Annotated in this window: 24 protein-coding genes; 7 read left to right on the plus strand and 17 right to left on the minus strand. The window is 60.8% G+C overall.

All coding sequences use genetic code 11. The features are described 5' to 3' along the window. Positions 1-35: 35 nt before the first annotated feature. Together AB8A38_RS09605 and AB8A38_RS09610 are read right to left on the minus strand one after the other, a co-directional pair. A complete protein-coding gene (locus tag AB8A38_RS09605; protein ID WP_439085821.1) occupies positions 36-1,007 on the minus strand; it encodes a Bug family tripartite tricarboxylate transporter substrate binding protein in 972 nt (323 codons plus the stop codon). Between the two features lie 20 nt (positions 1,008-1,027). Further along, on the minus strand, positions 1,028-1,459 hold the full coding sequence (locus tag AB8A38_RS09610; protein WP_439085822.1) for a RidA family protein: 432 nt from the start codon (positions 1,457-1,459) through the stop codon (positions 1,028-1,030). Between the two features lie 308 nt (positions 1,460-1,767). On the opposite strand from AB8A38_RS09610, the gene AB8A38_RS09615 reads away from it, so the two are divergent. Next, positions 1,768-2,298 carry a MarR family winged helix-turn-helix transcriptional regulator gene (locus AB8A38_RS09615; protein ID WP_439085823.1) on the plus strand — a complete coding sequence of 177 codons (531 nt, stop codon included), beginning with the start codon at positions 1,768-1,770 and terminating at the stop codon, positions 2,296-2,298. A gap of 943 nt (positions 2,299-3,241) precedes the next feature. Here the strand turns inward: AB8A38_RS09615 and AB8A38_RS09620 are convergent. The 11 genes from AB8A38_RS09620 to AB8A38_RS09670 form a co-directional block, all read right to left on the minus strand. Continuing rightward, positions 3,242-4,780 carry a Do family serine endopeptidase gene (locus tag AB8A38_RS09620; protein WP_315841357.1) on the minus strand — a complete coding sequence of 513 codons (1,539 nt, stop codon included), beginning with the start codon at positions 4,778-4,780 and terminating at the stop codon, positions 3,242-3,244. Positions 4,781-4,979: 199 nt separating this feature from the next. Continuing rightward, positions 4,980-5,180, minus strand: a complete 201-nt coding sequence (locus AB8A38_RS09625; protein ID WP_315841356.1) for a DUF2065 domain-containing protein — start codon at positions 5,178-5,180, stop codon at positions 4,980-4,982. A gap of 168 nt (positions 5,181-5,348) precedes the next feature. Continuing rightward, the gene (gene hflC, locus AB8A38_RS09630) at positions 5,349-6,242 is read right to left on the minus strand and encodes a protease modulator HflC (protein WP_089268264.1); all 894 of its coding nucleotides are present in this window, start codon (positions 6,240-6,242) and stop codon (positions 5,349-5,351) included. Next, a complete protein-coding gene (hflK, locus tag AB8A38_RS09635; protein ID WP_315841355.1) occupies positions 6,239-7,393 on the minus strand; it encodes an FtsH protease activity modulator HflK in 1,155 nt (384 codons plus the stop codon). Before hflK ends, hflC begins: the two co-directional genes overlap by 4 nt. Positions 7,394-7,546: 153 nt before the next feature. Beyond that, positions 7,547-8,080: a dihydrofolate reductase gene (locus tag AB8A38_RS09640; protein ID WP_439085824.1), complete on the minus strand. Its 534-nt coding sequence runs from the start codon at positions 8,078-8,080 to the stop codon at positions 7,547-7,549. Continuing rightward, positions 8,077-8,871 carry a thymidylate synthase gene (locus tag AB8A38_RS09645; protein WP_315841353.1) on the minus strand — a complete coding sequence of 265 codons (795 nt, stop codon included), beginning with the start codon at positions 8,869-8,871 and terminating at the stop codon, positions 8,077-8,079. The genes AB8A38_RS09640 and AB8A38_RS09645 overlap by 4 nt, the downstream gene beginning before the upstream one ends. A gap of 167 nt (positions 8,872-9,038) precedes the next feature. Further along, the gene (locus AB8A38_RS09650; protein WP_315841352.1) at positions 9,039-10,022 is read right to left on the minus strand and encodes a tripartite tricarboxylate transporter substrate-binding protein; all 984 of its coding nucleotides are present in this window, start codon (positions 10,020-10,022) and stop codon (positions 9,039-9,041) included. Between the two features lie 128 nt (positions 10,023-10,150). After that, positions 10,151-11,716, minus strand: coding sequence for a tripartite tricarboxylate transporter permease (locus tag AB8A38_RS09655; RefSeq protein WP_439085825.1), 1,566 nt, complete (start codon positions 11,714-11,716; stop codon positions 10,151-10,153). 13 nt (positions 11,717-11,729) lie between these two features. Further along, positions 11,730-12,230, minus strand: a complete 501-nt coding sequence (locus tag AB8A38_RS09660; RefSeq protein WP_089268259.1) for a tripartite tricarboxylate transporter TctB family protein — start codon at positions 12,228-12,230, stop codon at positions 11,730-11,732. A 92-nt stretch (positions 12,231-12,322) separates the two neighbouring features. Next, positions 12,323-12,859: a chromate transporter gene (locus AB8A38_RS09665; RefSeq protein ID WP_315841351.1), complete on the minus strand. Its 537-nt coding sequence runs from the start codon at positions 12,857-12,859 to the stop codon at positions 12,323-12,325. After that, the gene (locus tag AB8A38_RS09670) at positions 12,856-13,458 is read right to left on the minus strand and encodes a chromate transporter (protein WP_439085826.1); all 603 of its coding nucleotides are present in this window, start codon (positions 13,456-13,458) and stop codon (positions 12,856-12,858) included. Before AB8A38_RS09670 ends, AB8A38_RS09665 begins: the two co-directional genes overlap by 4 nt. A 256-nt stretch (positions 13,459-13,714) precedes the next feature. Between AB8A38_RS09670 and AB8A38_RS09675 the strand changes: the two genes are divergently transcribed. From AB8A38_RS09675 to AB8A38_RS09690, 4 genes are all read left to right on the plus strand, one after another. Further along, positions 13,715-14,230, plus strand: coding sequence for an SspB family protein (locus AB8A38_RS09675; RefSeq protein ID WP_439057706.1), 516 nt, complete (start codon positions 13,715-13,717; stop codon positions 14,228-14,230). A 108-nt stretch (positions 14,231-14,338) separates the two neighbouring features. Beyond that, positions 14,339-15,757: a class II fumarate hydratase gene (gene fumC / locus AB8A38_RS09680; RefSeq protein WP_439085827.1), complete on the plus strand. Its 1,419-nt coding sequence runs from the start codon at positions 14,339-14,341 to the stop codon at positions 15,755-15,757. Between the two features lie 295 nt (positions 15,758-16,052). Then, positions 16,053-16,241, plus strand: coding sequence for a DUF4169 family protein (locus AB8A38_RS09685; protein ID WP_116660764.1), 189 nt, complete (start codon positions 16,053-16,055; stop codon positions 16,239-16,241). Continuing rightward, the gene (locus AB8A38_RS09690) at positions 16,238-16,495 is read left to right on the plus strand and encodes a ribbon-helix-helix domain-containing protein (RefSeq protein ID WP_068734045.1); all 258 of its coding nucleotides are present in this window, start codon (positions 16,238-16,240) and stop codon (positions 16,493-16,495) included. The genes AB8A38_RS09685 and AB8A38_RS09690 overlap by 4 nt, the downstream gene beginning before the upstream one ends. A 56-nt stretch (positions 16,496-16,551) precedes the next feature. Here AB8A38_RS09690 and AB8A38_RS09695 read toward each other — a convergent pair whose 3' ends face one another. The 3 genes from AB8A38_RS09695 to AB8A38_RS09705 all read right to left on the minus strand — a co-directional run bounded on the left by AB8A38_RS09695 (position 16,552) and on the right by AB8A38_RS09705 (position 23,375). Beyond that, positions 16,552-20,223, minus strand: a complete 3,672-nt coding sequence (locus AB8A38_RS09695) for an AsmA family protein (protein ID WP_439085828.1) — start codon at positions 20,221-20,223, stop codon at positions 16,552-16,554. 225 nt (positions 20,224-20,448) lie between these two features. Beyond that, positions 20,449-21,765 carry an MFS transporter gene (locus AB8A38_RS09700; RefSeq protein ID WP_315841346.1) on the minus strand — a complete coding sequence of 439 codons (1,317 nt, stop codon included), beginning with the start codon at positions 21,763-21,765 and terminating at the stop codon, positions 20,449-20,451. A gap of 194 nt (positions 21,766-21,959) precedes the next feature. Next, a complete protein-coding gene (locus tag AB8A38_RS09705; RefSeq protein WP_439085829.1) occupies positions 21,960-23,375 on the minus strand; it encodes an FAD-binding oxidoreductase in 1,416 nt (471 codons plus the stop codon). Between the two features lie 81 nt (positions 23,376-23,456). Here AB8A38_RS09705 and AB8A38_RS09710 point away from each other — a divergent pair, with 81 nt between their 5' ends. Then, entirely contained in the window at positions 23,457-23,966 is a 510-nt protein-coding gene (locus AB8A38_RS09710) for a thioesterase family protein (RefSeq protein ID WP_439085830.1), read from the plus strand. A gap of 3 nt (positions 23,967-23,969) precedes the next feature. Here AB8A38_RS09710 and AB8A38_RS09715 read toward each other — a convergent pair whose 3' ends face one another. Then, positions 23,970-24,143, minus strand: a complete 174-nt coding sequence (locus AB8A38_RS09715; RefSeq protein WP_115033412.1) for a DUF1328 domain-containing protein — start codon at positions 24,141-24,143, stop codon at positions 23,970-23,972. A 271-nt stretch (positions 24,144-24,414) separates the two neighbouring features. Here AB8A38_RS09715 and AB8A38_RS09720 point away from each other — a divergent pair, with 271 nt between their 5' ends. After that, entirely contained in the window at positions 24,415-26,883 is a 2,469-nt protein-coding gene (locus AB8A38_RS09720; RefSeq protein ID WP_439085831.1) for an ATP-dependent helicase, read from the plus strand. Position 26,884 lies beyond the last annotated feature (1 nt).

The raw sequence follows: 26,884 nt of genomic DNA on the forward strand, positions 1-26,884 counted from the left end.
AAGCGGCAGTCACGGCAGCGCTCTCATCCAAGAGCTCAATTGTCGAGCTGAAATCCCGATTGTTTGACGACCGGAGCCCAGCGCGCTGTCTCCTCCTGAATGCGGCTCGCAAGCTGCTTGGAATCGAGCGTGTAACTGTCAAATCCCATTTGCTCGAGAAATTCTGCGACCGGCTTCGCCTTCATCGCGGCGTGAACCATTTGCTGCAATTGTTCGACGATCGGCTGCGGCGTCTTGGCGGGCGCGAAGAGCCCGTACCAATCAACTCCGGTGACCTGGTCAAAGCCGAGTTCGGCGAATGTGGGCACATTCGGCAAGAAGCGCGATCGCTGCGCGCTCGTGACCGCGAGCGCGCGCAGCGCTCCTGATTCTACATGTTGGCGAATGTCGCCGGTCACCGCCATCGATGTCGGCATCGTGCCCGACAGCAGGTCCGGCACAATCGCCGCCATTCCGCGATAGGGCGCATGAGTCATCTCAATGCCGGCCTGCTGGGCAAACGCCCAGCCCTGGAAATGCATGATCGAGCCGGCAGCCGGCGTGGCATAGAACGTCTTGTTGACTTTGGCCCAGCCAATAAAATCCCGCAGTGTCTTGACCGATTCAGGAACGGCCTTTCCGACGACGAAGGTTTGCGCATTCGAGCACACTGGCGTGATCGGAATAAGATCCGCGACCGGATCATAGCTCAGCTTCGTGTAGACATGCGGAAAGATGACGATCGGCGAGGATGGCGAGAGTACGATGGTCGTGCCGTCAGGCGTGGCAGTTTTGGTGGCGTCGATCGCGATGCGACCACCAGCGCCGGTACGACCTTCGACGATGACCGAGTCGGCAAAATTCCCGCCGAGCTGATCGGCGAGCCGGCGGCCGATCACGTCGAGCGTCCCACCAGCCGCGAAACCAACCATGATCCGGGCCAGCGATGGTCGCGCCAACGCGCGACCACTCCAGAGTGCGGCTGAAGCGGCGACGCCCTGCAAGAGATGGCGGCGTGTCATGGGCATGGGTAATCCTCCGGACAAGGTCAGGTGCGGGATTGGGGCAGGTAGGCGATAGCCTTGATCTCGATCAGCAGATGCGGATGCGGAAGCTGGTGAACGGCGACCGTCGTCCGCGCAGGACCGTCGGAGCCGAAAAATTCGGCGTACACGTCGTTGTACCCGCCAAAGTCGTTCATATTGACGAGGAACGTGCTGACTTCGACGATATCGGACAGTCCGCCGCCGGCCTCGCTTATTATCCTCGCAATATTCTCGATCACCGCGCGGGTCTGTAACTGGATATCGACCGTCACCGTTCCCATGGCATCGGCGCTCGCGCCGGCTATCGTGTTATCCGCGCGTCGCGAGCTTGTTCCGGAAACGAAGACCAGGTCACCGGCACGCTTGAAGTGCGGATAGCGGCCGCGCGGCGTTGCCATGCCCTCCACGACAACTGCTTGAGGATCGGTCGTCATGTTGCTCTCGCCTCGTCGCACGTCATGCAGCATCTCGCAAATTTGTACGTATACGTCTCTTATCAAAAGCTAGCGATTGCCCCGACTACTGTCAAGAAAACGGAACTCGCACCGACTACACTGAAGTCAGCAGAAGTCACCGCTCGTATCGAAGAAGCCGAAGTATGCTGCTATCTTGTTGGGCTTTCTACGCAGTGCTAGAGCGTGAACTGCCTATTCGTGCATCGCGATGTGATCGCTCGTACGGCAATATCTGCAGATCGTGTCGGACCACCATGACCAGAACAACGACCAAACGCCGAACCAGGATGTCGGGCTCATCGCGCAGAACGGCGACCGGCAAGGCTTCCGCATCGTCCCTGCCTTCCCGTGGCGCCGAGGCCGCGCTGACGGCGCCGGTGCGGTCCATCCTCGACCGCTTTCGACTCGAAGACGTCGTGTCGCATTTATTGCGCAGGGCACATTTCGCCGCTGAGGAACGGTTCTCGCGCGAGTTTGCCGATGAGCAAATTACCCCGCGGCAGAAGGCGACACTGGTTGCGATCTACCAACGTCCCGGCCTCAGCCAGAACATGCTTGCCGAGCATCTTTTCTTGGATCGCAATACCGTCGCCGAAATGGTGAAGCGACTGGTGGAGCGACACCTGCTTGAGCGGCGACCGGCGCCCGGAGATCGACGTGCCTATGAGCTGTTTCTGGCACCTGACGGTGCAGCCATGCTGAATCGCGTCATGACACGGGACGCGTCAGTCGAGCGAGCTATCCTGCAAAGACTCCCCAAGGGAGCCGAAAAGCAATTCATGAAGTGTCTTCGGCTGATCGTTCAGACGCCACACTAGCAAGCGCCGCTGCGCGGGCATCATGGCGCATGGCACAGGTCGTCCGGGGCAGAGAGGCCATCGATACCAAGCCCAGCAGGGTCCGCATTCGTCCGCGTATCGTCCCGGCGTGCCCTGGAATGACAGTTTTTTTGGGGGATGCGGAGCCGCATCAAACATTTTTTCCTATCTCTCCTTGACAATATCCTTATATAGATTATTTTCTTATTCGTCCTACCCCTTCGAGAGGGGCGATCGCGATCGTCACGGTCGTGGGGTGGGATGCGGTGGACGCCGGAGATGCGGCGTCACGCGGTTCATGGGGTGACGTCTGTCTTCGGGCAGGACGGATCTGCGCCAGCACTGCCACTGGCAAGGAGACGGCTGGCCTTGAGATGGAAAGACCCCTGGACAGTGTGACGGACGACCAAGTCAAAACGCGTCCGGCTTACTCGCTTGAGGCACCCTGTCCCTCCGCCCTGGGACTGTAATTTTGGTGATGGGATCGTTCGCCATGGCAACGCGCAAGCAACCGAAAAAACACAGCAGGCGGAACGCCGGGCACTTCGCCCAGCGCGTCCGAAAGTCCTGATGCACTCACAATTGCGGAAGACCGCATTCGCATCAGGCCCAAGGGTGCAACGGGCACCCGGCGTTCCGCACGCCCTCTCACAAGGGGGCGGGAATGCGAAACACGACGGCGCCCCCGCGCCGCAAACACTGGGGGTGATGACGCATGTCTGAAGAGCAGTGGCTGTTTGACAGTTGAATCTGACATCGCATGACGCGCGAACGCCAAAATCAAACGCCGTCATGCCCGGCGAATGCCGGGTATCCACGACTTGGCCACAAGCAAGACGTGGATGGCCGGAACAAGTCCGGCCATGACGTGGGGATAGAACAGACAACCACTCTCCCCGCTGTGCGCGGCAACGCCGCGCTTGAGGGAGGGAGAAGAACCGCCCTACTGCACGCTCAGCGCCACGAAGCGCAGCTCGCCTTCGGCATTCGACACCAGCAGCAGGACCGACTTCTTGCCGTCCTTCTTCAAGGCATCGACGCGCTTCTTCACGTCGGCGGCATTGGTGACCGCTTCCTGCGCGACTTCGACGATGACGTCGCCGGCAGCCAGGCGCTTCTCGGCGGCGTCAGAGCCAGCATCGACGCCGGTCACGATGACACCCTTCACGCTGTCCTTGATCTTGTACTTGGTACGCAGATCCTTGCTGAGACCCGTGAGGTCCAGGCCCAGCGCCTTCTGCGTCGCCGGCTTCTCGGCTTCCGGCGTGGCCTTGATCGAGGCCTGCACCGGCTTGTCGTCCTCGAGACGTCCGAGGGTGACCTGCTTGGTCTCTTCCTTGCCCTTGCGAATGATCAGCACATTGACGGCCTTGCCGACGGCGGTGCCGGCAACGATGCGCGACAGGTCCTTCGGTTCCTTGACGTCACGGCCGTCGAACTTGATCACCACGTCGCCGGGCTCGAGGCCGGCGGGCTTGGCCGGGCCCTTGTCGTCGACGCCGGCGATCAGCGCGCCGCGCGCCGGCTTGATGTTCAGGCTTTCTGCGATCTCGTCGGTGACCGGCTGGATGCGCACACCGAGCCAGCCGCGGCGGACTTCCTTGTATTCGCGCAGCTGCTCAATGACGCCGACCACGGTCTTCGACGGCACGGCGAAGCCGAGGCCGATGGAGCCGCCGGTGGGCGAGATGATCAGCGTGTTCACGCCGACGACTTCGCCATCGAGGTTGAACAGCGGACCGCCCGAATTGCCGCGATTAATCGAGGCATCGGTCTGGATGTAGCTGTCATAGGGGCTGTTGTTGCTGATCTCGCGGTTACGCGCCGAGACGATGCCCGCAGTGACGCTGCCGCCGAGCGAGAATGGATTGCCGATCGCGATCACCCATTCGCCGAGCCGCAGCTTTTCACTGTCGCCGAACTTCACGGCGACCACCGGCTTCACCGGGGTAAACTTCAACACCGCCAGATCGGTCTTCTTGTCGACGCCAACCAGCTCGGCCTTGATCTTGGTGCCGTCATTCATGATGACGTTGATCTCGTCGGCGCCGTCAATGACGTGGTTGTTGGTGACCACAACACCCGAGGCATCAATGATGAAACCGGAGCCCAGCGAATTGGTCTTGCGCGGCTGCAGGCCGCCATTCTTGTCGCCGCCCGGGCGGCCGCCGCGGTTCTTGAAGAAGTCGTCGAAGAACTCTTCGAACGGCGAGCCCGGCGGCAGTTGCGGCATCGCCCCGCGGCCACCGCCCTCCCCCTTGTCGCTGTTCTTCGCCTCGACGGTCGAGGTGGTCGAGATATTGACCACGGAATCGATCACCTTCTCGGCAACGTCGGCGATCCCGTCCGGCCCGCGGGCCGAGGCCGGCGCGGAAAACGCGGCGACCGCGGCGCCGAAACAAAGCGCCGTCAGCAGCGGACGCAGGCCGCTATACGGTGCACGGCGCGAAACGAGGCTCAGAGAGGAATGAGCGATGGACATGTCGGAAACGTCTCCAAAAGAGAGTCGGCAAATTTGACTGAGAGTGCGCCCGAACGGCGACATCGCGCAAGCCTTCGGGCGGGCCATCCGGCTGGCCCATCTGGGACGGGGATTGCGGCGGAATGCAGACGTAAGCGTGCACGATCGCGTTGATCTGCAAGAGCTTTTTCGGACGCGCCGGAGAGATCACGAGTGGCGGCTAGCGCCGAATCGCCCAGATCAGGATCAGGCCACCGACGGCGGAGACCAGACCGGCGATACGCAGGATATTGTCAGGGCTTTGCAGCGCGCTCTTCATGGCGCGGCGCATCCATCCGGGAAATGCCAGGAACAGGATGCCTTCGAACATGAACAGGATTCCGATGCCGATGAGGAAGTCGGCAAACGCTATGGACCTCATCTGACGTCAACTCCCCGAACCTTCGCACCCTGGCCGCAGTTTCTTGGCAGTTTTCTTGGCGCTTTTCTGAAAACAAATGAGGCGCACCACGATGGCGCGCCTCATCCTTAGATCAGAGTAGGAGCGAACGCAAAACAGGTATCCGCGTAAGCTTAACCAGCGACGCCGTTACTGCGGCTTTGCCGCGGGGGGCTTTCCCGACGGATTGGCGAAGAAGCGGAAGAACTCCGAATCCGGCCGCAGCAGGAAGCGGGTGTCGTTGCTCTTCAATCCGTTCTCGTAAGCGGTCATCGAGCGATAGAACGCGAAGAACTCCGGATCCTGGCCGTAGGATTCAGCGAACAGACGGTTGCGCTCGCCGTCACCGGCACCGCGGGTCTGTTCAGCGGTCGAGTTGGCATCGGCGATGATCACCGTTGCTTCACGATCGGCCTTGGAGCGAATCTCCTGCGCCTTCTGGCCACCGCCCGCGCGGAATTCAGCGGCTTCCCGCTGACGCTCGGTCTGCATCCGCTGATACACCGCCTGGCTGTTCGCCTCCGGCAGATCGGCGCGGCGGATACGAACGTCCACGACGGAGATGCCGTAACCGTCGGCTTCCTTGTCGAGCTGCTCGCGGATCTTGTTCATCAGGTTCTCGCGCTCGTCGCGCACGATCTGGATGAAGGTAACCTCGCCGAGCACACGACGCATCGCGGCGTTGAGCAGCGTGGTCAACTGGATGTTCGCCGCCTGGATCGACCCGATGCTCTGATAGAAGCGCAACGCGTTCTTGATCTTGTAGCGGGCGAAGGCATCGACCACCAGACGACGCTGGTCATTGGCGATGATTTCCTGAGCCGGGTTCTCCAGATCGAGGATACGCTTGTCGATCGAGATCACGCTGTCGATGAACGGGATCTTGAAGTTCAGACCGGGCTCGGTGACCACGCGGACGGGCTCACCGAGTCGCACCACGAGGGCCTGTTCAGTCTGGCGCACCGTATAGATCGAGCCGAAGCCCACGATGACCAGCACCAGCACTACAATCAGTGCAACGATACCTGAGATGCCGGTTTTCATCGGGTGCTCCCGCTCTGCTGAGGCTGACCAGATGGCGCCGGAGGCTGACGCCGCGGCGTCAGTTCATTCAAGGGAAGATAAGGCACAACGCCCTGCGAAGCGCCGGCGCCCTGGCCGCCGTCATAGACTAGCTTCTCGGCACCGCCGAGGATCCGCTCCATGGTTTCGAGATAGATACGCTGACGGGTCACGTCCGGCGCCTTCTTGTACTCGTCATACACTTTCAGGAAGCGCGCGCTCTGGCCCTTGGCTTCGGCGATCGCCTGTTCGCGATAGCCTTCGGCGACCTGCAGTATCTGCGCAGCACGACCGCGCGCATCGGGAACGACGCGGTTGGTATAGGTCTGGGCTTCGTTCTGCAGACGCTGGGCGTCGGCCTGTGCCGCCTGCACGTCACGGAATGCATCGATCACCTGTGCCGGCGGATCGACCTTCTGCAACTGGACCTGCTGGATCAGGACGCCGGCGCTATAGCCGTCGAGCGTCTTCTGCATCAGTTCCTGCACCTGGGTTTCGGTGGTGGTGCGTGCGCCGGTGAGGATCGGCTGAATGTTGGCGCGGCCAACGACTTCACGCATCACGCTTTCGGCGACCGCTTTCACGGTGCCTTCGGGGTTCTGGATGTTGAACAGGAAGTTGCCGACACCGTCGGGCTTGATACGCCACAACACGGTGAAGTCGACATCGACGATGTTCTCGTCGCCGGTCAGCATCAGGCTTTCTTCCGGCACATCCCGGATGGTGCGGCCACGGCGACCGGTGTCTTCCAGGATCGACATGCCGACCGACAGGGTCGATACGCGCAGCGCCTTCGGCAACAGCACGGTCTCGATCGGATAGGGCAGATGATAGTTGAGGCCGGGCTGCACGGTGCGGACATGCTTGCCAAACCGGAGGACGACACCGAGCTCTTCGGACTGCACGCGGAAGAAACCGGACAGACCCCAGATCACGAGCGCCACGGCGAGCACGAGCGCGATGCCCATGCCGCTGACGAAGCCGCCGGGCAGCATCGACTGCAGACGGTCCTGCCCCTTGCGCAGCAGATCCTCAAGATCAGGCGGCCTCGGTCCGGACGATTGCGGACCAGAACCCCAAGGTCCCTTCGGACCAGAGCCCCATGGGCCTCCGCCTTGATTCTTCCACGGCATTCAACACTCTCCTCTGCGCGGCCGGACATACCGGTCTCGCCACGTCTGCATGGCTTTATAGGGGACGCCCCCAGCTCTTACAACGCGGGGTTCTTGATCGCTGGAGCTATGCCGGAGGTCGCAAATGTCAATGTTAACGGGCGGAAAACGCGGTTAACGGGGCGCTCTCCGGCAATATGTCACATAGGAGAAATCGACGCTGTCCTCGCCCGCCGCAGCGTTCCTGACGCGCGCAACTTCTTCCCACACAGTGAGATCAACCGGCGACATAAAGGTATCGCCGGTCGGCTGCGCGTGAACTTCGGTGACTTCGAGACGGTCGGCGATCCCCATCCATTGGGCATAGATCTCGGCGCCGCCGATCACGGCAATCTCAGTGACCAAACGCCGCAGCGCATCGCCAGTCGCCACCGCGCGTGCATCGGCAAGCGATGTGGTGACTACGGCGCCTGCGGCCTGATAGCCCGCATTGCGCGTGATGACGATATTGGTCCGTCCCGGCAGCGGCTTCGGAAACGACTCGAACGTCTTCCGGCCCATCACGATGGGCTTGCCAATGGTAAGCGCCTTGAAGCGCTGCATGTCCGACTTCAGCCGCCATGGAATAGCATTGCCCTGCCCGATCACGCCATTCTCGGCGACGGCATAGACGAAGACGACCTGGGGGGCAGCCGTCGTTGCGGTCAAACCGCAACCTCGGCCTTGATGTGCGGATGCGGATCGTAGCCTTCGAGGGTGAAGTCCTCATAGCGGAACGCGAAGATGTCCTTCACATCCGGATTGATCTTCATCACCGGCAGCGTGCGCGTCGGCCGCGTCAGTTGTAGCCGCGCCTGCTCCAGGTGATTCGAGTAGAGATGCGTGTCGCCAAGAGTGTGGACGAAGTCGCCGGGCTTGAGACCCGTGACCTGCGCGATCATCATCGTCAGCAGCGCATAGGAGGCGATATTGAACGGCACGCCGAGGAAGACGTCGGCCGAGCGCTGATAGAGCTGGCAGGAGAGCTTGCCGTTGACGACATAGAATTGGAAAAGACAATGACATGGCGGCAGTGCCATCTGATCTATCTCGGCCGGATTCCACGCCGTTACGATCAGCCGGCGCGAGTCCGGATTGCGCTTGATCATGTCGATGACATTGGTGATCTGATCGATGCTCCGTCCGTCGGGCGCCGGCCACGAGCGCCACTGCGATCCATAGACCGGACCGAGATCGCCATTGGCATCTGCCCATTCATCCCAGATCGAGACGCCGTGGTCCTTGAGATATTTGATGTTGGTGTCGCCTGCCAAAAACCACAGCAGCTCATGGATGATCGCCTTCAGCGACAGCTTCTTGGTGGTCAGGACGGGGAAGCCATCGCTGAGCTTGAAGCGCATCTGATGGCCGAACACCGACAGCGTGCCTGTGCCGGTGCGGTCGTGCTTCTCGGCACCGTCGCTCAGGATTCGCTCTAGCAGGTCGTGATACTGGTTCATGGTCGATCTTGCGGGCTCGTGAGCGGGCGAACTTATCGCCTCGGCCGGTGGTCGGACACGCCGATTCCCGGATTATACCCGAAAAAGTGTGTCCCTGCCCCGCAAACGGCAAGGGCTGTATCCGTGAGGACCCAGCCCTTGAAATCAATTGGTTAGCCGGTTCCCGATCACATTGCGGGCTTGAGCACCGCTGACCACTTCTCGACTTCGCTCTTCACCAGCGAACCGAGCGCAGCCTGGGTGCGGGCTTCCGGCTTCGGAATGTCCGACCCGAGATCGAGCAGACGCTTCTTGACGTTCTCGTCGTCCAGCGCCTTGGCGGCCGCGGCGTTCAGCTTGGCGGTGATCGCGGCAGGCGTGCCCTTGGGCGCGAAGATCGCGTTCCAGGCCGAGGCCTGATACTTCGGCAAACCGGCTTCGATGGTGGTCGGGACGTCCGGCAGCGACGGGTTACGATCGGGCGTCGCGATGGCATAGGCCTTGATGGTGCCGCCCTTGATCTGCGGAACCGCATTGACGATCTGGTCGCACATATAGTCGACCTGACCACCGACCAGCGCGTTCATCGCCGGACCGGTGCCATTGAACGGCACACCGGTCGGCTTGATATCCAGAACCGAGCTCAGCAATTCGCAGGACGAATACGACACAGAACCGACGCCGGCATGGGCCATGTTCAACTTGTCGCTATTGGCCTTCACATAGGTGACGAATTCCTTGAGATCCTTTGGCGCGAAATCCTTCTTCGCCAGGATCAGAATCGGCGTGCCGGCCAGCAGCGCGACGGGCTCGAAATCCTTCTCGGGGTGATAAGCGAGCTTCGGATACAGCGGCACGGCCGCAGCATGGGTGCCCATGTGGCCGGTGATGATCGTGTAGCCGTCATTGGCCGCACGCGCTGCACGCGTCGCGCCAGTCGTGCCGCCAGCGCCGACGACGTTCTCGATGATGATCTGCTGGCCGAGCGTCTTCGACATGTCCGCGGCGACGATGCGCGCGATCACGTCGGTCGGGCCACCGGCCGCGAACGGCACGATCATGGTGATGTTGCGGGTCGGGTATTCCTGCGCCTGAACAGCGGTTGCCAGTGCACCAAAGCCGGCGACGGCCGCCAGGCCACTGATCGCAACTCTGCGATTGAACAGCTTCATTTGATTTCCTCTCCGAGAATATTTTTGCCGCGAAATGCCGACAGTCGCGGGACTGAATATAAGCAAAGGCCCGAAGTCTATTCGACTTCGGGCCGTGGCGTAACGACGCAGATGCGTGGAGAGCTTCGTCAGCTCTCGGATTCGACGAAGACTTCGTCGCGCTTCTTTCGCAGTGCGGGAAGCACAGCGAGGATCAGCAGGAACGCCGAGATTGCCATCAGGGTCGCCGACAACGGACGGGTGAAAAACACAGTCGCATCGCCGCGCGAGATCAGCAGTGCACGACGCAGGTTCTCTTCCATCAGCGGACCGAGCACCATGCCGAGCAGCAGCGGCGCCGGTTCGAAGTCATGCTTGATCAGCCAGTAGCCGAGCAAACCGAATATGCCCGCGAGCACCACGTCCATCGGTGCGTTGTTCACCGAATAGATGCCGATGCTGCAGAACACCACGATCGACGGGAACATCAGGCGATACGGCACACGAAGCAGCCGAACCCAGATGCCGACCATCGGCAGGTTGATGACGAGCAGCATCAGGTTGCCGATCCACATCGAGGCGATCATGCCCCAGACGAGTTCCGGCTGCTTCTGCATCACCTGCGGACCCGGCACGATGCCATGAATGGTCATCGCGCCGACCATCAGAGCCATCACCGCATTCGGCGGAATGCCGAGGGTGAGCAGCGGGATGAACGAGGTTTGCGCTGCGGCGTTGTTGGCGCTTTCCGGCGCCGCAACGCCTTCGATCGCTCCACGACCAAAACGCTTCGGATCCTTCGACAGCTTCTTCTCAAGCGTATAGGCCGCGAAGGACGCGATGACCGCGCCGCCGCCCGGCAGAATGCCGAGAATGGAGCCGAGCACGGTGCCGCGCAGAATTGCAGGCGCAGAGTCCTTCAAATCCTTCTTGGTCGGCATCAGGCCCGTGACCTTCTGCTGCACGAGCTGGCGATCTTCCTCACCGCCCGCATCCAGGTTGCGGATGATTTCAGCAAAGCCAAACAAGCCCATGGCGACCGTGGCAAAGCCCAAGCCGTCAGCAAGTTCAGGAATGTTGAACGACATGCGCGACGCGCCAGTTTCGATGTCCGAGCCAACCATGGACAGCAGCAGACCGAATACGATCATCGCGATCGCCTTCAGCACCGAGCCCTTGGCAAGCACCACGGCAAAGATCAGGCCGAGCACCATCAGCGAGAAGTATTCTGCAGGACCGAAGGCAAGCGCGAGCTTGGTCAGCGGCGCGCCGAGCACAGCGATAAGAACCGTCGCAACGCAACCCGCAAAGAACGAGCCGATTGCTGCAATCGCGAGCGCCGGACCGGCACGGCCCTGCTTCGCCATCTGGAAGCCGTCGAGCGCAGTCACGACGGAACCCGCTTCACCCGGAATATTGACCAGGATCGACGTAGTCGAACCGCCATACTGCGCACCGTAATAAATGCCGGCGAGCATGATCAGCGCGCCGACGGGCGGCAGACCGAACGTGATCGGCAGCAGCATCGCGACGGTGGCAATGGTGCCGATGCCCGGCAGAACGCCGACCAGCGTACCGACCAGCGCACCGATCAGACAGAGCAGGATATTGATCGGAAGCGGGATCGACATTCCGCCGAGGAACGCCGGCGTCCACTGCACGAACTGGAAGACGGTGCTGAAGCCAAGACCGAGATTCGAAAAAAGATCACCCATGACGCCCTCGTTCTTAGCGGATCAGAAATGTCGGCCACATCTGCAACGGCAGACCAAGCGCGTACGGGAACAGCAAGGCGCAGAAGCCAGTGAGGCAGGCGCCCACGATGATCGTTTCTTTCCAGCGCGTCTCGGGCGTACCGAGCGCAGCAATCAGAAAACTCGACATCGCCGCGAAGATCATGCCCATCGGACGAATGCCGACCGCGAAAACCAGAATGGCCAGCGCCACAAAAAACGGACCGCGCCAGTGGAACTTGGAGAGCCCAGGGCCTTCTGTGAAAATGCCGACAACGGTTACGGCTGCACCAAGACCGAGCAGCAGAATGCCGAACATCCGCGGCGCGGTACCTGCTCCGAACGAAAAGCCATGCATGCCCTGGAGATCGCTGGATGCCCACAGAGCAAATGCAGCAATCGCCACCAAAGCAAGGCCGCCGATAAAATCTTGAGGGCCTTTGACCCAGCTCGGTAAGATGGATTTCTCCGGCGCATGGCTCGGCGCATCACTCATTGGTACGTTCCCCTGTCACGAGCTTTTAGCCCAAACAACATCGTTCGGAGACCGCCCAACGGCTCCGTGGTCAAGCTTGCTAGCGATTTTCGTCAGAGAACGCCAGCGAAACCAAGAAGGCCCCCGGCAACTAACAACCATAGCGGGTTAAGCCGCGTGGCAAACGCCAAAACGGCGGCACTCCCCGTTACCAGAAACGCCATCCAGGTGGTGTCGGAAGCAAAAAGCAGAACCAGCCCGCTCGCGCTCATGAGGCCTATCGATAAGGGGACCAGCGCTGCCTGTACGATTCCTGGCCATTGCGCGTGGCCCGACCGCGCAAGCAATTGGCTGACAAAATAAGCAAACACGGCCGTTGGCCCGCACATGGCGAGTGTTGCAACCATCGCGCCGAGGATGCCGGCGACCTGATAGCCGATCAGCGTCACAATGAGAACGTTCGGCCCCGGCGACAGCTGCGAGATCGCAAACACATCGGCGAACTGCTTGTCAGACATCCAGTGGTTGACGTCGACCGCGAGCCGATGAATTTCGGGAATGGCCGAATTGGCGCCGCCCACGGCAAAAAGCGACATCAGCCCGAACGACCAGGCCAGCGTGACAAGCGATCCGGGGGTGGCGTCGTTCATGCTGCCACCCGCCGTCGCATCAACATGGTCAGGCCGATACTGACGGGAATCGATACCAGAAGAACGGTCGGCAATGGCCATCGCATCACGCCAACGGCGACGAAAACGGCGGTCAGGAGCGCCAGGCTGACCGGCTCACGCTTCTTCAGAAGAGGCAGCATCATTCGGAAAATTACCGCGAACAGCAGTCCGACGGCAGCGCATGAGACGCCGGCCAGTGTGCGCCGCAGCACTTCGATATCCCCAAAGCGTGCATACAGGATCGCCAGAATGGTCACGATGATCACGGGCGGACCTAGCAATCCCGCAAAGGCTGCAATGGCGCCAGGCACGCCGCGAAACCGCGATCCAAAGACAACCGACAGATTGACGATATTCGGCCCGGGCAAGAAGTGGCAAAGCGCAAAAGTCTCGTTGAATTCCTCGGGCGTCATCCAGCTATGCCGCTCGACGATCGCCCGGCGCGCCCAGACCAGAACGCCACCGAAACCGGCCAAGGACATCTTCGCAAAGGCAAGGAATAGCGTCAGCAGTCCCGGCGGCGATGCCGACGCGAGTTCCGCAACTGAGGCGTCAGCCTGTGGTGAACTTGGACGCATGGTCCAGAACTAGAGCCATCCGCCCATCGGGCCAATCGATTTTTGCCTGTTTCCACGCCAATCGGCGGTTGAAATGACCGCCCGGCTGTATCGCGTCCAATTTGCGTCATATATAGAGGGCGCCAGCTTTTCCGGCTGCTGACCTCGGGTCAAGACCGGGATAGAATAGATAGAACAGTATGTGACGCGAGTCGGCCTCCGACCTCGCCCTCACTCCATATATGGCCATGACCAAGACAAGCGACGGGACCGACCGATGGCAACCGATCATATTCGATACGATGTGCTGGCGCGCGACGCCCTCCGTGGCGTTCTGCGCCGCGTGCTGATCGACGCTGCCGAGCATGGCCTGCCGGGCGAGCACCACTTCTTTATCACCTTCGTTTCAACGGCCGACGGCGTCAAACTGTCGCCGCGCCTGCTGGCCCAGTATCCAGAGGAAATGACAGTGATCCTGCAACATCAGTTCTGGGATCTCGTGGTCACCGAAGATCGCTTCGAGGTCGGCCTGTCCTTTAACGGCATCCCCGAGCGTCTCGTCGTGCCGTTCAACGCCATCAAGAGCTTCTACGACCCTTCGGTGCAGTTCGGCCTGCAGTTCGAAACCGAAACCGCTGCAGAGACCCCGGCTGCCGGTGCGTCGTCCGCAGCCACTGCGGCATCTGCTCTCGCCGCCCCTCCGGCTCCGCCCGCGCCTGCTTCAGAGGAAGAACCGCCAAAATCGGGCGAAGGTGCAGAAGTCGTCCGTTTAGACCGCTTCCGGAAAAAATAATCGCAAGACGTTGTAAGGTGCCGGGGCCGCGTTCGCGCGGCCCCATTCTTATGCGCCGTACCCGCCAGAAGTCTCTGCAGGGAGCGCGGCATCGCAAGGACCGTACCCATGGCCAAATCCTCGAAGACCTCCGCCACTGCCACCACCCGCACCGAAACCGACAGCTTCGGTCCGATCGAGGTCGCAGCGGATCGTTATTGGGGAGCACAAACGGAACGGTCGCGACAGAATTTCAAGATCGGTCACGATCGCATGCCGATGCCGATCATTCGCGCGCTCGGCATCGTCAAGCTGGCAGCGGCCGAAACCAATCGCGAACTCAAACTTCTCGAGCCCAAGCTTGCAAAAGCCATTGTGAGCGCAGCGCGCGAAGTCATCGATGGGAAGCTGGATGATCACTTCCCACTGGTCGTCTGGCAAACCGGCTCCGGCACGCAGACCAACATGAATCTCAATGAGGTCATTGCCAATCGTGCGAACGAACTCCTTGGCGGTGAACGCGGAACCAAGAAGCCAGTGCATCCCAATGACCATGTCAACATGAGTCAATCGTCCAACGATTCGTTTCCGACTGCGATGCACATTGCGGCAACGCAGGGTATTGTTGAGTACCTCATCCCCGCACTAAGCGAACTACATGCTGCGCTGCGCAAGAAGGAAAAAGCCTTCGCAAAGATCGTGAAGATCGGACGCACACATACACAAGACGCGACGCCGCTCACGCTTGGGCAGGAATTTTCGGGCTATGCTGCACAGATCGAAAGCGGCATCAAACGTTTGCGAAGCGTCGTGAAGGATCTCTACCCGCTCGCCCAAGGTGGAACTGCAGTCGGGACGGGCCTCAACTCCAAACCTCGTTTTGCGAAGTTGTTCGCGAAGCACGCAGCAACAATCACCAAGCTGCCTTTCATTACTGCACCGAACAAATTCGAAGCACTCGCATCAAACGACGCCTATGTGTTTGCACACGGTGCGATCAACTCGGTTGCAACTAGTCTATTTAAAATTGCAAACGATATCCGGCTGCTCGGATCCGGGCCCCGTTCCGGACTTGGCGAATTGATACTTCCGGAGAACGAGCCTGGCTCATCGATTATGCCTGGAAAGGTAAATCCGACACAATGTGAAGCAATGACAATGGTATGCTGCCAGGTATTCGGCAACCACACGGCAATTACGGTAGCCGGCAGTCAGGGGCACTTCGAACTCAATGTCTACAAGCCGGTGATGGCCCATTGCATGATGCAGTCCATCCAATTGATTGCGGACGTTGCGCGATCCTTCACAGAGCACTGCATCGACGGAATTCGCGCCGATGAAAAACGAATTCATGAGTTGATGGAACGATCACTGATGCTCGTGACTGCACTCGCACCGAAAATCGGTTACGATAACGCAGCGAAAGTAGCTAAGGTTGCTCATGCAAACGGAACGACATTGAAGGAGGAAGCGCTGCGGCTCGGTTTTGTTAGTGCAGCAGAGTTCGATCTTCTTGTTCAGCCGGCCAAAATGATACATCCTGGGTAAGCAAGAATATTTGCTCACAGCTTGTTGAGAATAACTCCAGAAGGAAATAGTTATAATCCATATCTGCTAAATGGTTAGAATGGTCGCATATCAGACGCGTTTTTCCTTGTGATACAGCAGAAGGTGATCTGGTTACGCTTCGTAGATGACTTCATTTTTCTGCGGAGCTTGTTTGGAACTACGGAGAATATTTTAGGATGGATACCGAAACCGCATTCACCCTCGTCTCGTACAACTACTGGATGGTGAAGACGACGTTTCCCACCCCATCATTTTTTTAAAGATAGGAGCGATCATGGGTGACCTGATCAATCTCAATCGCTTCAAGAAGCGCACTGCACGAGAGGAATCGGCAAAACAGGCCGATATAAACCGTGTGCGCTTCGGACGAACTAAGTCAGAACGAACATTGCAGGAGCAGCGCACAGTCCGTGCGAACAACGTGCTGGATCAGCATCACATCGATGGCGAGGACGCATCATGAAATCGCCCGTAGTTAAGAGATCGATCGTTGTTGCGGGTCACAAGACCAGCGTGAGTCTCGAAGAGGCGTTCTGGAACGGCATGAAGGAGATTTCGAATCTTCGCGACATGACGCTTTCCGAGCTGGTTGGTGAGATCGACACAAACCGTCAGCAGGGCAATTTGTCGTCCGCGATTCGGCTGTTCGTGCTCGATTACTTCCGTACACGTGCCGTTCCGCAACAGCGGATGCCGGAGCACAATCTCTCGGCGTAAACACAGCCGACCTTAAGCGAATCGCTTCGCCGCCGGTTGTGTTCGCTGAGTCATCGTCAGAACGTCGGCCGCGCCGAACTCGCGGTCGGCGGTGTCAGTACTAGCGGAGGCGCGGGCCTCAGCCTTGGTGCGCGCGCAGCACCGGGTGCCGGACGAATTTCAATGGGTGCTGGCAGCGGCGCAACCTGCTGACTTGCAACAGGCGGTGTCGCAGGACGAGGCGTAGCAGCCTTCGGTGCAAGACGGCGCGGATCGCGACCGGGAAGAAGCACATCGGAGGGCGCAGAGGCTGTCGGTGGATCGCTCGCAGGCGCCTGCGTGTCGACGGGCAGCGAGGCGGACGGCGGAGGAACGGCAACGGGCACAGCCGCCGGCGGCAACTCACCGCGCTCAAGCGAATCAAGCCGGCGCGTCTCGCGATCGATTGCGCGCACTGCGAGCCAGGATGATAGCGCCGCCACATCTAGCGTGCGATCGAGCTTGTCAGGCGTCCCCACCGCGAAGATCTGAACTTCCGGTCGAACGCTCGACGTCCCCGCGCTCGTGCCGGTCAATGTCGCGCGCATATCCACCTGGTCGGCAACGATATCGTAACCTCCGGACACAATCGCACGCCCTCCTTCGCCATCGAGTGTCGTCGCACCAACGCGCAGACGGCTGTCCTTGATACTGAACGGCACCTGCACCGAAGCTACGGACAATGCACCGCCGGTGATCGCGGTATCGACGATCTGACGCAACTTGGCGTCATTCGTCGCCTGCCCGGAATCGCTGGCGCGAATGGCAATGTCGAACGCACGTGGATCGAGGCCATTGATGCGCGCCCCGTCGATCGTCAGCAATCCACTGCCGGACAATGCGCCTTCCAGAGCCGAGGCACTGCGCCCCTGACTGGCCAGCGTCATCCGCAGCGACGTCTTGCCCGCGGGCATTGCCAGTGAGCGATAGCGCAAGGCTACTCCGTCTACACCAGAGAATTGCACGCGAGCCCCAAGTGCATATCCGGTGATCGATGGCTTGAGATCGACATCAGCCGTGATTTCGCCGCCACCGACAGACCCTTTGATCGTATCGATCGTCAGGGCCTGGCCATCACTCTTCACAGTGCCACTGATGGGACGCAATTCAACACCGCCGGGCAACGTCCCGCGCAGCGCCTGAAAGGCCAATTGCCCGCGCCATCCCTGCAGCACACCATGCCCGAGCGGATCCGTGGCGTCGCGACCTCTCGTGCCTATAGCAAAGCCGAAGGCCGGCCCGAGTTCGATCGCATCCATGCCGATCTGACCATCGATGGCTTTCTCGGCGCCCAGCGTCAGCGCAATACGGCCACGCATGCGCGAGCCGGCCAGCGTGCTGTCGATATCTTCAAGCGTGACCTTGTCGCCGTTCAATGTGAGCCGCGATGACAGGCTGACATTCTGCGCGGCCGCATCCGACGGCTTGAGAGCGACCAGCGGCGCCAGATTGGCGCGGCGTATTGCAAGCACAAGCGACGCTTTCGGTGATCCCGCCCAAGGTTCTGCACTGCCCTGAACATCGGCATCGACATCCGCGCCGGACAGTTTTGCCGTGACGCGCAGCGGCGCGCGCCATTGCCCTTTTGCCGATCCTTCGAAATTCACAATGGCGTCGCTTGCGGCGATCACGTTACTCAGACCCAACAATGCGAGAAGTTGCCCGCCCTGCCCGACCAATTTGGACTCGAGTGCCACATCGCTGCGCGACAGCTCATTGAGGTCGACGCCACGCATCGCCGCGAGGGGAGCAGATGCGGTCAACGTCGTCGTCCCCTTCACCTGCGACGCATCGATATCGAATACGGCGCGCGCATTTGTGCGATCGGCGCGTTGTTGATCCTTTGCCAGATCGAGCGACAGTTTGACGCGAACCGCGCCGGGCGTCGCGATCATGGCGCTGAGCCGCGACGCAACAGACGGCGCCAGCGGCGCGAGCATGTTGCTGATCAGACTCATCGATACGGATGTGGCGTTGAGTGTCAGTCCGCCCGTGGCTTCCATGCGATCGAACGAAGCGCGGCCGTCGAGCATCAGGCCGGTGGCTTCACCGATTTTGAAGCGATCGACCGAGATCATCTTTGGGCTGTAGGCCAGTTGCGCCACGAACGGGCGCATCTCCTGCCCGGCCGACACAGCACGCGCGATATCGAGTGACACCTGCCCTGCATCTGGCCACTCGGCCTGCGGCTCGCCAAGCGATCGGATCAAAGCCACCGCAGCGTCAAGATCGAGCCGGTCGGCCTTCAGGTCAGCATCGAAGCGGGGGCCGCCGGCGGCTGACGGATACGAATATGCAGCACGACCTTCGATCGTTCCACCGTCGATCTCCGCCTTGAGTGCCTCAATGGCCAGGCGATTGGAGGCCGAAGTAATATTGCCGCGAATGCGTAGCGGCTTCTGATTGCGCAAGCCGATATCTGTTCGGCCCTTGAGCCACGCAGCAAGCGCATCCGGATCGGACGACTCGACCGCGATGGCGCCCTTGAAGCCATCCGATACACCTGGCTGTGCTGCGCCGCCACTCAACGTAACGCGGGTCGCGCCCGGCGCACGAAATTCGAGACGATCGACGATCCAGGTAGCCGCATCACTGCGCAGGTCAGCGCCGATATTCTGCACGGGCTTTCCGCCGAGCATGATCTGCTCCACGCCAATCTCGATCTGTGTCGCCAAGGGCGCCATCGGCATGCTCGACAACAGTCTGCGCAATGCCGGCAATGGCGTCACCGCATCGTTGGTCGCATTGTCTCTGGAAAGCAGGCGGTCGGCATCAAGCTGCTTTGCCGATAGCACCGCATGAAGCAGCGGCGATGTGCCAAAGCGCATGTCGGCGAGACCAGCAAACCTGAACGCGGTCTCTTCCGCGCCATAGCTGGCTTCAAGCGTTTCCACATGCGCAGCCGCCGGATCGGCCTTGACCTTGGCGAAGACTCGCCACGGCGTCGGCGGTTGATCGCCCGCGCCATTCACCTTCAGGCCGGCTGGGCTTGCGAGAGTCAATGCGCCGTCGAAGCGTGGCGTGCGATTGTCGAAGTTGAGCACGCCATCGAGATCGACGGACAAGGGCTTCTCGCCGGGGTCGACAGTAAAACGAACGCGCGTGCCGTTGCCGTCACCGGTCGGCCCGGAGGACAAACGGAACGGATATCGCGCGCCCGACAACAGGAAATTGCCGTCGCCGCGCATGGCGCCGGCCGCCAATGAGCGAACATCGCCGCTGAAGGCGACATCGTAGAATTCGAGCGTGCTTTTGCTCGCAGCATCATGGAGTGCGGCACGACCGGTGACGTTCAACCGATCTATCGCCAGCGCGCCAAGATTGAATGGCCCTGTGGAAGCCGGAAGTTCGATACGCCCCTGCGCATTGAGGCCGAGATCGACCGCAGCGCCGCCGATGGTGAGTTCTGTCGCGCGCCATTCGCCGCGCATCAGCGAACTCAGGCTGAATTCCACATCGAGATTGACTGCACGGATCCTGCCGAGATCGTTGGGACTGCCCACCGTGATCGACTGCAGCCGCAGCGACGGCGCCGGCAGCAGCCGCGCCTCCAGCCCGCCGCTGACGCGAACGGGCGCACCGACCACGCGCGTGGCTTCAGCCTCGAATTGCGGGCGGAACTGATTCCAGTCGACGAAATAGGGCCCGACCAGAGCAGCAACCAGCGCCAGGATGAATGCAATTGCCAGGCCGAGCAGTGTCGTCTGCACCGAATCTCCCCTCAAGCGTTCCAGCAGAATGTCCGCCTGCCTGCCAGGCAAAGTGCTTTGCAGCACGTCACCGGGCAATACGCCTTACAGACGTTGCATGGCCACGCAGAAATACGCGGGAACGCATCTATTTATAGAACCAACTGTGGCGAAGTCACAGCACGCAATACATGGCCAGATCAGTCATCCCTCGCCATCCGTTTGCGGCGCATCGCCCGGCTTCGATCAAGTCGAAGCACCCTGCTCCAGCGGTTTTGCGGCGCCATGGGCGCGGTGCAAACGTCCGGCCACCGCCCTCACCTTGCCCGGCGACGCCATCCAGACCGCGAAGGTCGCAAGGAAGCTGACTGCGATTCCAAGGGCAAATGCAGGCGTATAGGTACCAAAGTGGTCGTGCAGGACACCCGTCACCAAGGGACCGGCGGCGCCGCCGGCCAGCGCGGCCAGCATGAGCGTGCCGAAAATGCTGCCGAAATGCTCACCCTGGAAAATCTCGGAAACCACGGCGCCCATGATGGACGTCACGCCATAGCCCAGCAGGCCCTGCGAGATCACCATGACATAGACGAGCGCCAGACTCGGCACGGACTCCAGCGCAATCAGGGACGCAAAGCAGATTGCGAAACCGACACCACTGACGGTCCAGATCCATTCGCGGCCGATGCGATCGGACAGATGGCCCAGAAATATCTGGCCGGGCACACCGAACAGACTGACCATACCGAGCGCCCAGGCGGCGACACCCGGCGTAAAGCCGATGTCGAGCAGATACTTGGTTTGATGGACCTGGACGGCATACCAAGCATACAGCCCACCGAACAGGCCGAGCGCGAGCCACCAGAACCGCGCCGTTCGTATGGCGCGTGCCAGGGTCCAGTCGATACTGGCCCAAACCGGGTCAACCACATTGGATACATGCTTCGCCGACGAGGTCGGCGCCTGATCGCCGTCCGGCAAGAGCCCCATGTCCTGCGGGCGTTTGCGCAGCAGCAAATTGATCGGCACGAGCACGACCAGCACCACGAGCCCGACCGCTGTGCAGGCCGTGCGCCAACCGGTCTGCTCGATCATCACCTGCACCCAGGGAAGCACGGTCACAGAGCCGATGCCGACGCCGGCGAATGCGAGGCCGACCGCGAGGCCGCGCTTGCGGCTGAACCAGTTCGGCAGAAACAGCGATTGTCCGGAATAGCCGAGGCAGACGCTGCCTGCGCCGACCAGAACGCCGATAGTCAGATAGAGATGCCACGGCTGCGTCGTCAGCGGTGCCAGCAACAGGCCAGCAGCCATCAGTACGGTGCCAAGTTCCATGACGGCTCGCGGGCCGCCGCGGTCCATCAGTCTGCCCATCAGCGGGCTCATGATCGCGGAAATCAGAAAGCCGAATGAAAAGGCACCGGCGGTGACGCCACGGTCCCAGCCGAACTCCTGGAGAATTGGCGGGAAGAACAGCGAGAACGATGTCCGCGCATTGACCCCGATGGCCATGGAAACGAACGTGACGGCGACGATGACCCAACCATAGAAAAACGGTAGCCGCATCGGATGATGCCTTTTTTATTGGACGCATTCTGCGTCAAAGCTTTTTGATCGCACCTTCCGTAGCCGAAAAGCGCAATCCATGCTGGTATATAATTATATCTACAACTTTAAACTTTTTAAGAATAGTTAAGCATTATCGCTGCTGCCGAATTTTCCTGCCCGCATTCGGCCTGACCGGATGCGGCAATCTGGCGTCACGCCTGCGGCAGGATTTTCCCTGGATTGAAGATATTGTCGGGATCGAGCGCCTTCTTGAGCGCCCGCATCGCGTCGAGCGCCTCATTGCCCAGTTCGGCCTGCATGTACTTTTGCTTGCCTTGCCCGATGCCATGTTCACCCGTGCAGGTGCCCCCCATCGCCTGCGCCCGTTGAGCGAGGCGATGCATGAAGTCCTCCGCGCGGGCGACCTCATTGGCGTCATTGCGATCGCAGACCATCGAGCAATGAAAGTTGCCATCGCCGACGTGGCCGACGATGGGCGCCAACAGGCCGAGGCGCGCGAGATCCTCTTCCGTCGCAGCGACACATTCCGCGAGTTTGGAAATCGGCACGCAGACGTCGGTGGCCGCAACGTCGGAACCCGGCCGCATGCTCTTCACCGACCAGTAGGCATCGTGACGGGCCTGCCAGAGCTTGGTGCGATCTTCCGGCTTCGTCGTCCACGAGAAATCGCCACCGCCGCATTCCAGTGCGATCTCGTGAAAATTTCGCGACTGCTCGGCCACTTCGGCCTCGCTGCCATGAAATTCCAGCAGCAGCAGCGGCGTTTCCGGCAGCGTCAGCTTGGAATAGGCATTACAGGCACGCACCTGCGCCTCGTTCAACAGCTCGATCCGTGCGACGGGAATGCCGGTCTGGATTGCTAGAATCGTTGCCTGACAAGCGCCTGCCACCGTGGCGAACGAACATGACGCGGCAGCCATGGTTTCAGGAATGCCACGCAGCTTGACGGTCAACTCGCTGATGATACCCAGCGTGCCCTCGGCGCCGACAAACAGATGCGTCAGATCATACCCCGCCGAAGATTTCTTCGCGCGGGTGCCCGTCTTGATGATCTCACCATCGGCGCGTACGACCTTGAGCGCGAGCACATTGTCGCGCATCGTCCCGTAACGCACCGCGTTAGTGCCGGAGGCGCGCGTCGACGCCATGCCGCCAAGCGACGCATCGGCACCGGGATCGATCGGGAAGAACAGGCCTTGATCGCGCAGATTTTCGTTGAGCGCCTTGCGCGTAACGCCGGGCTGAATCACGCAGTCGAGGTCTTCGCTGTGCACTTCCAGAATCTGGTTCATGTCGCGCATGTCGATGCAAATGCCGCCTGCCGGCGCATTGACCTGACCTTCCAGCGACGTGCCGGTGCCGAATGCGATCACCGGAACTTTGTTCGCTGCACAAATCCGGACCACGTCCTGGATATCCGCGGTTTCCTGTGCGAACACGACGCCATCCGGCGGCTGGTTGGCAAGCCATGTCGTGGTATGGCCATGCTGCTCGCGAACCGCCTGCGACGTCACCAGCCGATTACCAAAACGCGCCGTCAGCGCTTCAAGCGCCGTGGCCAAGGCCTTCGGCTCCGGACGTTTCAAATTGTTCGCAATGCTAGCCACAGCAGTCCCTCCGACGCGGCGGGACCGTGGCAAAGGTTGTATAACGGGTCAAGAGACGTGAGAGCGGGACAGGAATTACAGATGATTGAGCCAACCGACGATCTGCTGCTGCAATCCGTCCCTTTCCGGGCGCATGTCATGCAGATCGAACCGCAATGGATCGACTATAATGGCCATCTCAACATGGCCTATTACAACGTGCTGTTCGACCGGGCGATCGACGACCTGTGGCTCAAGATCGGGATCGGTCCCGAATATATGAGGGCGCGCAACAACTCGACCTTCACGGCCGAATGCCATGTTCGCTATGTCAGGGAAATCCATCTCTGTGATCCTGCACAGGTGTCGATCCTGGTTGTCGCCGCGGACGACAAGCGCATTCACACCTTCAAGGAGTTGCGCCACGCCACCGAGGGATGGCTGTCGGCGACGTCGGAAAACATGACGCTCCACATGGACATGACGGCCCGGAAGGTTGCGCCGTTTCCGCCTGATATCAGCGCCCGCGTGCAGGCGCTGGCCAATGCGCACCGATCCGTAGATCGTCCCGAGGGCATCGGCCGATCGATCGGGATGCCCTCGAAGAAATAACCGTCAGACGCGCGTGCGGCCGCGGACGAGGCCGACAACGGCCGAGATCAGGAACAGGACGATGGCGATGAAGAAGATCGCCTTGGCGATTTCGATGGAAGCGCCGGCGATACCGCCGAAGCCGAGAACGCCGGCAATGAGAGCGATAACGAGGAAGGTAACGACCCAGCTGAACATGGCACAAACCTCAGTTTCTGGTTTTTGACGCGGCATTCGCCGTCGCGCTTGATGCTGAAACAAGCCGGAGCGAAAACGAAAGTTCCCGACCCACGTACCAGCCAACACCACGCAAACGAGAGCGCTCCTGCGTGCCAACGGGCGCCAGATGAGCCCCATGCGGGGATAAGTCTGTCGCCAGAAGCCTCTCGCTCCTATATGCCCTCCTATCCTGCTAAGAAGGCTCCCCTTTAAGGCCCCACGGTGCCAACGTGGGCGGAATACGATTCGCATGAGTGACGCACGCAAAATGCCCGCCAACGATCTCCCTGCCTACCAACCGGCGGCGGGCGGCATTGGCGCGCGTGCGCGCGCTGCTGCGGCGCCAGCGGCACAGTATCTGAGCGGGCTCAATCCGGAGCAGCGCGACGCCGTCGAGACGCTCGACGGCCCTGTCCTCGTGCTCGCGGGTGCCGGCACCGGCAAGACCAAGGTTTTGACCTCGCGGATCGCCCATATCCTTAGCATGGGCCGTGCGCGGCCCGGTGAAATCCTGTCGGTGACCTTCACCAACAAGGCCGCGCGGGAGATGAAGCACCGGCTCGGCATCATGCTCGGCCAGGCGGTCGAGGGCATGCCGTGGCTCGGCACCTTCCACTCGATCGGTGGCCGCATCCTGCGCACCCATGCCGAACTGGTGCAGTTGAAATCCAATTTCACGGTGCTCGACACCGACGACCAGATCCGACTGCTGAAGCAGCTCTTGCAGGCTGACAATATCGACGACAAGCGGTGGCCGGCGCGGATGCTGGCCAACCTGATCGACGGTTGGAAGAACCGCGGACTGACGCCATCGCAGGTGCCGTCAGGCGAAGCGGCCGTGTTCGGCAATGGCAAGGGCGGCAAGCTCTACGCCGCCTATCAGGATCGGTTGAAGACCCTCAACGCTGCTGACTTCGGCGATCTATTGCTCGAATGCATCAGGCTGTTCCGCGAGCATCCGGACGTGCTGAAACAGTATCAGCAGCGCTTCAAATATATCCTCGTCGACGAATATCAGGACACCAACGTCGCGCAGTATCTGTGGCTGCGGCTGCTGTCGCAGGCGCCGGGGCAGCGTGTGCTGCCGGAAGCGGACGCGCCATCAGCAGACAACAAACCCTCCGCACCGCTCAAGAACATCTGCTGCGTCGGCGACGACGATCAGTCGATCTATGGCTGGCGCGGCGCCGAGGTCGACAACATCCTTCGCTTCGAACATGATTTTCCCGGCGCCAAGGTCGTCCGGCTGGAGCGCAACTATCGTTCGACCGGCCATATCCTCGCCGCCGCATCGCATCTGATTGCGCATAACGAAGGCCGCCTCGGCAAGACGCTGCGCACCGAGGACGTCGACGGCGAGAAGGTCACCGTCACCGGCTCATGGGATTCCGAGGAGGAAGCCCGTGCGATCGGTGAAGAGATCGAACAGTTGCAGCGCGAGGGCAACAAGCTCAACGACATCGCGATCCTCGTCCGCGCCTCGTTCCAAATGCGCGAATTTGAAGATCGCTTCGTCACGCTCGGCCTGCCCTATCGGGTCATCGGCGGCCCGCGCTTCTATGAGCGCGCGGAAATCCGTGACGCACTCGCCTATCTGCGCGTGATCAATTCGCCCGCCGACGACCTTGCTTTCGAGCGTATCGTCAATGTGCCCAAGCGCGGCCTCGGCGATGCCACCGTGCAGATGCTGCACGACCACGCCCGCCGGCGCCGCATTCCGTTGTCCGAGGCCGCACGTCAGGTCGTCGAGACCGACGAGATGAAGCCGAAGGCGCGCGGCAGCCTGCGCGACCTGATGATGAGCTTCGAACGCTGGCGCAAGCAAAGCGAGGTCATGCCGCATACCGAGCTTGCCGAAGTCGTGCTCGACGAAAGCGGTTACACCGACATGTGGCAGAAGGATCGCTCCGCCGATGCTGCCGGCCGCCTTGAAAACCTCAAGGAACTGGTGCGCTCGATGGAGGAGTTCGAGAACCTGCAGGGTTTCCTCGAACACATCTCGCTGGTGATGGATCGCGAGGGCGGTGCCGACGAGGATGCCGTGTCGGTGATGACACTGCATTCCGCCAAGGGGCTCGAATTCGACAACGTCTTTCTACCGGGCTGGGAAGAAGGCCTGTTTCCGCATCAGCGCGCGCTCGACGATCAGGGTCGCGCCGGGCTCGAGGAAGAACGCCGCCTCGCCCATGTCGGCATCACCCGCGCGCGCCGCCGCGCCAAACTCTATTTCGCAACCAACCGGCGCATTCATGGCACCTGGAACACGACGATGCCGTCGCGCTTCCTCGATGAATTGCCGGCGGCTAATGTCGAGATCACGGAATCAAAGGGCGGTTCGGGCTGGGGCGGCGCCGGAGGTTACGGCGCATCGCGCTTCGACAATGTGGAGTCCTTCGGCTCAAGCTATTCGACACCGGGCTGGCAGCGCGCGCAGGCCAACCGCTCGCGCGGCGGTGGACAAGGCGGCAGCGGCTTCAGCGAAGGCCAGTCGCCTTTCGGCGGCTCCTCTTCATCGCGAAACAAGCGGCCGATGACTATCGAGGGCGAGTTGATCGCGAAGTCCACCGGCACGGAGTCCGACTTCACGCTGCAGGATCGCGTCTTCCACCAGAAATTCGGCTACGGCAATGTGACCAAGATCGACGGCAACAAGCTCACCATCGTGTTCGAGAAGGCGGGTGAGAAGAAGGTCGTCGACAGTTTCGTGGAACGCGTCTGAC

The organism is Tardiphaga sp. 839_C3_N1_4 (assembly GCF_051811045.1).
Classification (GTDB): Bacteria; Pseudomonadota; Alphaproteobacteria; order Rhizobiales; family Xanthobacteraceae; genus Tardiphaga.

Coding starts and splice junctions, on each gene's coding strand:
- AB8A38_RS09605 (WP_439085821.1), bottom strand. CDS start 1,007: ATGCCCATGACACGCCGCCATCTCTTGCAGGGCGTCGCCGCTTCAGCC.
- AB8A38_RS09610 (WP_439085822.1), bottom strand. CDS start 1,459: ATGACGACCGATCCTCAAGCAGTTGTCGTGGAGGGCATGGCAACGCCG.
- AB8A38_RS09615 (WP_439085823.1), top strand. CDS start 1,768: ATGTCGGGCTCATCGCGCAGAACGGCGACCGGCAAGGCTTCCGCATCG.
- AB8A38_RS09620 (WP_315841357.1), bottom strand. CDS start 4,780: ATGTCCATCGCTCATTCCTCTCTGAGCCTCGTTTCGCGCCGTGCACCG.
- AB8A38_RS09625 (WP_315841356.1), bottom strand. CDS start 5,180: ATGAGGTCCATAGCGTTTGCCGACTTCCTCATCGGCATCGGAATCCTG.
- hflC (WP_089268264.1), bottom strand. CDS start 6,242: ATGAAAACCGGCATCTCAGGTATCGTTGCACTGATTGTAGTGCTGGTG.
- hflK (WP_315841355.1), bottom strand. CDS start 7,393: ATGCCGTGGAAGAATCAAGGCGGAGGCCCATGGGGCTCTGGTCCGAAG.
- AB8A38_RS09645 (WP_315841353.1), bottom strand. CDS start 8,871: ATGAACCAGTATCACGACCTGCTAGAGCGAATCCTGAGCGACGGTGCC.
- AB8A38_RS09650 (WP_315841352.1), bottom strand. CDS start 10,022: ATGAAGCTGTTCAATCGCAGAGTTGCGATCAGTGGCCTGGCGGCCGTC.
- AB8A38_RS09655 (WP_439085825.1), bottom strand. CDS start 11,716: ATGGGTGATCTTTTTTCGAATCTCGGTCTTGGCTTCAGCACCGTCTTC.
- AB8A38_RS09660 (WP_089268259.1), bottom strand. CDS start 12,230: ATGAGTGATGCGCCGAGCCATGCGCCGGAGAAATCCATCTTACCGAGC.
- AB8A38_RS09665 (WP_315841351.1), bottom strand. CDS start 12,859: ATGAACGACGCCACCCCCGGATCGCTTGTCACGCTGGCCTGGTCGTTC.
- AB8A38_RS09670 (WP_439085826.1), bottom strand. CDS start 13,458: ATGCGTCCAAGTTCACCACAGGCTGACGCCTCAGTTGCGGAACTCGCG.
- AB8A38_RS09675 (WP_439057706.1), top strand. CDS start 13,715: ATGGCAACCGATCATATTCGATACGATGTGCTGGCGCGCGACGCCCTC.
- fumC (WP_439085827.1), top strand. CDS start 14,339: ATGGCCAAATCCTCGAAGACCTCCGCCACTGCCACCACCCGCACCGAA.
- AB8A38_RS09685 (WP_116660764.1), top strand. CDS start 16,053: ATGGGTGACCTGATCAATCTCAATCGCTTCAAGAAGCGCACTGCACGA.
- AB8A38_RS09690 (WP_068734045.1), top strand. CDS start 16,238: ATGAAATCGCCCGTAGTTAAGAGATCGATCGTTGTTGCGGGTCACAAG.
- AB8A38_RS09700 (WP_315841346.1), bottom strand. CDS start 21,765: ATGCGGCTACCGTTTTTCTATGGTTGGGTCATCGTCGCCGTCACGTTC.
- AB8A38_RS09710 (WP_439085830.1), top strand. CDS start 23,457: ATGATTGAGCCAACCGACGATCTGCTGCTGCAATCCGTCCCTTTCCGG.
- AB8A38_RS09715 (WP_115033412.1), bottom strand. CDS start 24,143: ATGTTCAGCTGGGTCGTTACCTTCCTCGTTATCGCTCTCATTGCCGGC.
- AB8A38_RS09720 (WP_439085831.1), top strand. CDS start 24,415: ATGAGTGACGCACGCAAAATGCCCGCCAACGATCTCCCTGCCTACCAA.